The organism is Azospirillum sp. UFLA03-27, assembly GCF_059803775.1.
Map to the genome: position 1 here is coordinate 1 of NZ_JAUQTX010000457.1, position 2,238 is coordinate 2,238.

Sequence of the window (2,238 nt, forward strand, 5' to 3'; positions counted from 1 at the left end):
CTTCTGGCCCGATCACTGGAACGATAAACAAGGTTAATTCGGGAGCGTTCGATGGCGGATCGGTACGACGTCGTGATCGTCGGCGGTGGTGTGATGGGCTGCGCGGTCGCCTATTTCCTGGCGAACGACCCCGGCTTCGGCGGCACCGTGGCGGTGGTGGAGCGGGACCCGACCTACCAGCGCGCCTCCTCCGCCCTGTCGGCCAGCTCGATCCGGCAGCAGTTCTCGACGCCGGCGAACATCGCGCTGTCGCAGTTCGGCCTGTCCTTCATCCGCAACGCGACGGAGCATCTGTCCGTGGACGGCGACCCGGTGGATCTGGGCCTGCGCGAGCCAGGCTATCTCTATCTGGCGACCGGGGCCGGGGCGGACATCCTGCGCCGGAACAACGCCATCCAGCTGTCCTGCGGCGCCGACGTGGCGCTGCTGTCGCCGGAGGAACTGACCGCCCGCTTCCCCTGGCTGTCGGTGGAGGGGATCGCGCTCGGCTCGCTCGGCCTGTCCGGGGAAGGCTGGTTCGACGGCTACAGCCTGATGCAGGCCTTCCGCCGCAAGGCCAAGGCGCTGGGCGTCACCATGATCGCGGGGGAGGTCGCGGGCATCGACACCGCCGACGGCAAGGTCACCGCGGTGCGTCTGGCCGACGGGCAGCGGCTGTCCTGCGGGGTGGCGGTCAACGCCGCCGGGCCGCAGGCCCGCCGCGTCGCCACCATGGCCGGGGTGGAGCTGCCGGTGTCGGCGCGCAAGCGCTGCGTCTTCGTGTTCGACTGCCGCGAGGAGCTTCCCGGCTGCCCGCTGGTCATCGACCCGTCCGGCGTGTGGTTCCGGCCCGAAGGCAAGCAGTTCATCTGCGGCGCCCCGCCGCCCGCCGATCGCGACCCGGACACCGACGACCTGACGGTGGAGCACGACCTGTTCGAGGAGATGATGTGGCCGGCGCTGGCCGAGCGCGTCCCCGCCTTCGAAGCGATCAAGGTCACCAACGCCTGGGCCGGCTTCTACGAATACAACGAAATCGACCAGAACGCGATCATCGGGCCGCATCCGGAGCTTCGCAACTTTCTGTTCTGCAACGGCTTCAGCGGCCATGGCCTGCAACAGGCGCCGGGCGCCGGACGCGGGCTGGCGGAGCTGATCGCGACCGGCGCCTACCGCAGCCTGAACCTGTCGGCCTTCGCCTATGACCGTCTGGTGGAGAACCGCCCCCTGCTGGAGACGAATGTGATCTGATGGAACGGGTACGAGCCTGACCGGTTGATGGGGTCACCTTTCCGAACGGAGCAAGAGGCCCCGCGATGAAGCAGCCCCACACCGAAGAGACCGTCAAGCACACCGACGACCAGCAGAACACCGGCAACCACAAGAAGCCGGACGCCCCCGACGCCAAAGGCGCCGACCGTTTCGGCGGCACCCGCAAGGGCGCGGAGAATGTGGAGCCGACCAAGGACTGACGCTGGGGACTGAGGCCGGCCCGAAGGGCTTGCACCGGCGGGGGCGGGCGTGCCACACCCCCTGGCGCGTCCGTCCCCAATCAGGCCCCACCCAGGCCGGGAGCCCCTCCCATGGCTCACGCCATGTTCAAACGCTACAAGATCCTGTTTACGCGCCCCCTGCCCGGCCTGCGTCCGGGCCGGCCCGAGCGCGACGCCATGGTGGAGCGGGTCAAGCGCTTCGCCAGCCAGAACGGCATGGCCGGCGACCTGCACGCGATCGCGCCCAACGCCGGCTTCGGCATCCTGGAAATCCAGTGCACGGACAAGCTGGCCCGCCGGCTGAGCGACCTGTCGGATGTCGAATCCGTTTTGGAGGCGTAAGCGGCTGATGGCACACCCTGTGACCTTATGGCCCCGCGCCACGAACCCCTGCGTTTCATGTGAAGTTCATCACATGTTTTTCGGCTCGGACTCCGCGACGCTTCACACATAAGAGTGCAACCAGTCGCGCAACGGTCCCGCCATGTCATCGAAGAAGCTCAGAAACGTCTATGTCGCCGGAAAGCGCACCAGCATGCGGCTGGAGACCGCCTTCTGGGAAGGGCTGGAGGAAATCGCGCAGAAGGAAAGCCTGACGGTGGGCGAACTGTGCAATCGCCTCGCCGAGCGGGTGGAGGCTGTGGATGCCAACAACCTTTCCAGCGCCGTACGGGTCTACGTGCTGGAATACTTCAGGGCGGCCACGCCAAAACCGCGGGAATCCTCTTACACCCCCTTGGCCATCGCGGCCGAGTAACAGGTGGCA

At 67.4% G+C, this 2,238-nt stretch carries 4 protein-coding genes; all 4 read left to right on the forward strand.

The genetic code is table 11. The features are described from left to right. The first annotated feature begins 51 nt into the window (after positions 1 to 51). The 4 genes from Q4I23_RS32265 (at position 52) to Q4I23_RS32280 (ending at position 2,229) form a co-directional block, all read left to right on the forward strand. Positions 52 to 1,230, forward strand: a complete 1,179-nt coding sequence (locus Q4I23_RS32265; protein WP_498528946.1) for an NAD(P)/FAD-dependent oxidoreductase — start codon at positions 52 to 54, stop codon at positions 1,228 to 1,230. 65 nt (positions 1,231 to 1,295) lie between these two features. Continuing rightward, on the forward strand, positions 1,296 to 1,451 hold the full coding sequence (locus tag Q4I23_RS32270) for a hypothetical protein (protein ID WP_014197509.1): 156 nt from the start codon (positions 1,296 to 1,298) through the stop codon (positions 1,449 to 1,451). Positions 1,452 to 1,562: 111 nt separating this feature from the next. Beyond that, entirely contained in the window at positions 1,563 to 1,814 is a 252-nt protein-coding gene (locus tag Q4I23_RS32275) for a hypothetical protein (RefSeq protein WP_014197510.1), read from the forward strand. Between the two features lie 142 nt (positions 1,815 to 1,956). After that, positions 1,957 to 2,229: a ribbon-helix-helix domain-containing protein gene (locus tag Q4I23_RS32280; protein ID WP_454017617.1), complete on the forward strand. Its 273-nt coding sequence runs from the start codon at positions 1,957 to 1,959 to the stop codon at positions 2,227 to 2,229. The last annotated feature ends 9 nt before the right edge of the window (positions 2,230 to 2,238 follow it).

Bases quoted from the DNA above. Each gene is read 5' to 3' on its own strand.
- Q4I23_RS32280 (WP_454017617.1), top strand. From the start codon at position 1,957: ATGTCATCGAAGAAGCTCAGAAACGTCTATGTCGCCGGAAAGCGCACC.
- Q4I23_RS32270 (WP_014197509.1), top strand. From the start codon at position 1,296: ATGAAGCAGCCCCACACCGAAGAGACCGTCAAGCACACCGACGACCAG.
- Q4I23_RS32265 (WP_498528946.1), top strand. From the start codon at position 52: ATGGCGGATCGGTACGACGTCGTGATCGTCGGCGGTGGTGTGATGGGC.
- Q4I23_RS32275 (WP_014197510.1), top strand. From the start codon at position 1,563: ATGGCTCACGCCATGTTCAAACGCTACAAGATCCTGTTTACGCGCCCC.